At 64.0% G+C, this 2,666-nt stretch carries 2 protein-coding genes; both read right to left on the reverse strand.

The window, feature by feature from the left end:
• The coding region (locus tag ABX749_RS28850) for an efflux RND transporter periplasmic adaptor subunit (protein WP_372899081.1) at nt 1–991 on the reverse strand (991 nt) is incomplete at its 3' end.
• Entirely contained in the window at nt 984–2,468 is a 1,485-nt protein-coding gene (locus tag ABX749_RS28855; RefSeq protein ID WP_372899082.1) for a TolC family protein, read from the reverse strand. The genes ABX749_RS28850 and ABX749_RS28855, both read right to left, overlap by 8 nt.
• Nucleotides 2,469–2,666: the final 198 nt, after the last annotated feature.

Genomic DNA, 2,666 nt, shown 5'->3' on the forward strand with positions numbered 1-2,666 from the left:
ACGTGTCCAAAATCAGCGGCGGGGCGTCAGACGATTGACCGAGCGGATCGGGCACGGTGACCAGGACACGCGCCAAACGCGTCTGCTGATCCAGCGTGCCGATCATCCGCGCGATCTGCCCCACACGCTCGGTTCCCTCGGGCCACGAACCGGGGTTTCTCAGCCGTACGGTCGATGCCTGCGCGGTCGAATCTTGCGCGGGGGAATCAGCCGCTTCGGACGCTTCCCGATTGTTGGGTTTGGGGAATTCGATCCAGGGCAAGCTACGTACCGGGACGGCGGCCATCACCCAATACTCTTCGATGCCGACCAGTCGGGCCAGCTCATCGCCGGGTGAAACCTGCGAACCGACGTTGACCGAACGGCTCAGGATCTGGGCGTCGAAGGGGGCGCTCACGCGGGTTCGCTCCAGGTCCAACTCGGCCCGCTCGACCGCCGCCTTGGCCGCGTTGAACTCGGCTCGGATCGATGCGATTTGCGGCTCGCGCAGCACCAGCGAACGGTTGGCTTCGCCGATCGTCCCTTCCAACAAGGCGAGTTCTTTTTCGGCCAGACTCTGCCGCCCCTGCTCGATCTCCAAGGAGGCTTGGGCTTGCTCCAATTCACTCTTTCGGATCGACAGGGCGTTTTCGAAGTCGGCCGGATCGATGCGCAATAGTAGGTCACCTTCGCGGACCATTCCGCCGGGAACGAATCGGGGTGAAAGCTCGATCACTTGTCCGCTGACGCGTGGGCTGAGCACGATATCCTGGGCGGGCTGGACGGTACCGAGCACGGACAAGCGGGGACGGTATGTTCCGCGACGCGCCGTGATTGTTTCAACCAGCGCGGCCGACTTGCGGGTGGCATTGATCGTTTGCGCCGTCGGTTCGGTCCGATTGATCACGACGATGGCGGCCGCCGACGCGCCGAGGATCGCGAAACAAACGAGCACATTGGCGATCAAGCGGAGCCAACGCCAAACGGGGCGTCGTTGCGGGGCGTCATTCATTTGCATCGCGGGCGGGAAACGGCTCCACGGACCTGAGCAGTTGTTCCAGTTCGGAGGCCGGCTCCGGCAGCGACTCGATCTCCGAGCCGCCGTTCGCCTCCTCGACGGACACTTCTTCAGGCACAGCCAACCCCTGGAACTCTAACTGCTCTTGCGGACGGGTTTCAAAATCTCCGGCCAACGCCAGGTACAGCGCGACGCGGATGAGCAGTAAGTCTAGTCGGGCGGCCAACGTTTCGCGCTGCAATCTTTGTTCGGCCGTGGTCGCGCTGAGCACATCCAGGTAGTCGGCCTCCCTAAACAGGTAGCGTCGACGTAGCTGATCGGAGGCCTGTCTGGCATACTCCGATTGGGCTTCGAGATGTTTCAATCGTTCCAGCTGGTAGCGTTCCAGCGCCAGATTGTCCTCGACTTCGCGGAACGCGGTCAGCATGGTTTCGCCGTACTCGTTGAACCGCTGGCGAACCAAGGCGGCGGTGCGATCGATTTCGGCGCGTCGCTGTCCGCCGTCAAACAGCGGCGCGATCAATTGCCCGCCGATGCCGACAAACCAGTCGCGGAGCAGCGTTTCGGGGTGATCGGCGACGCTGAGCACCGATGCGCTCAGATTCAGTCGCGGGTAGCGGGCGCTGATCGCCGATGCCAGATCACGATCGGCGGCCATGAACGCCAGATAATCGCGGCGCACGTCGGGTCGGCGTTTCAGCAATTCCGATGGCAAGCCGGTGTCCGGCAGCGGCGGCAATCCGGGCAGTTCGGCCCCCGTGTAGAAGCTGGCTTGCTGGGGCAGCTGCCCACGCAGCACGGCCAACTGATGTTCCAGCACGTCGATTCGGGACTTGACCACCGCCGATTGCTCCAGGGTGGATTCGACCAATTGACGCTGCCGTAGCACGTCGGGGCCGCCGACTTCCCCAGAACCGAACTTCAGCTCTTGGGCGATCACGCCGTTGCGGTTGGTTTCAATCTGTTCCTCGACCAACGCCAATTGGGCGCGGGCTTCGATCAGCGAGAACCAGGTGCGGGCGATCTCGGCCGACAACGTTAGCGCGATCGCGTGATAGTCCGCAGCGGTCGCCGCCGCGCGAAGCCGTTCGGCCTCGACCCGCGATTCGATTTGCCCCCACAGGTCCACCTGGTAGGACGTATCGAGCCCCAACGTGTAACTGGTTTGATCGCTACCGGGACCAAAAACACCACCGATTTCCGCCACGCCGTCGATGTCCGGCCACAAGTCCGAGGCTTCGCGACGGGTCAGTGCCCGCGCCGCAGCTAACCGATTGAGCGCAGCCGCCAATGAAAAATTGTCGCCCAGCGCGGCGTCGATCTGATGGTCCAGCCCGGGGTCGTCAAACGTCGTCCACCAGCGATCGGGCGTCACCGCCGTTCCGCTGGCCGAGAAGGGCGGCGGAGACTCGGTCCGGAAGGTGCCCGCGACGTCCGGCCCGGCGCAGCCGGCTAACGACGAAAGAAGCATTAAGGCGGCCCACCCAAAGAGGCGGGTCCGGACTGGGGCGAGACTGATCATGGCCCAGATCTAGAATTCCCCGCGGGGTGGCGACAAGATCAATCGCTGCCCTGAACCCGGGCCTGCGGCGAGGGGACGCCCCCCTTCCAGCGAGACGGACACCCCGGCGCCCCCAACGCATCGACACCGCCCCCCATTGATAGCAAC

Source organism: Stieleria sp. (genome assembly GCF_041595215.1).
In the GTDB taxonomy this organism is placed as follows: domain Bacteria; phylum Planctomycetota; class Planctomycetia; order Pirellulales; family Pirellulaceae; genus Stieleria; species Stieleria magnilauensis.

Excerpts from the sequence above, each read along its gene's own strand:
- ABX749_RS28855 (WP_372899082.1), bottom strand. The coding sequence starts at position 2,468 with ATGCTTCTTTCGTCGTTAGCCGGCTGCGCCGGGCCGGACGTCGCGGGC.